The organism is Phormidium sp. CCY1219 (assembly GCF_055795085.1).
In genome coordinates, this window is the sequence record NZ_JAYFEQ010000124.1 from 1 (window position 1) to 247 (window position 247).

Annotated in this window: 1 protein-coding gene; it reads right to left on the reverse strand. The window is 49.0% G+C overall.

Features of this window, described 5'->3' with window-relative positions:
- Positions 1-42 precede the first annotated feature (42 nt).
- The coding region (locus AC0QH1_RS00690; protein WP_324628804.1) for an HNH endonuclease at positions 43-247 on the reverse strand (205 nt) is incomplete at its 5' end.

The window sequence follows — 247 nt, forward strand, 5'->3', positions numbered from 1 at the left end:
AACCGGACATGAGACTTTCACCTCATCCGGCTCCTAGCCAACTTATCCCTTGTCATGGGAGCTGACTTCCGCTTGATGTTCCTCGATTATACCAAGGTCTCTTGCGATTTTACGGTCGTGACAGTGGCGATGCAATGCTTGGCGGTTTTTGTGGGTATCTTTACCCTCCCCCGCTAGAGGTTTAATATGGTCTACCTCAATTAGGTCACTGTCCATGAAGAACAGGCCACATTCATTGCACTTGCCT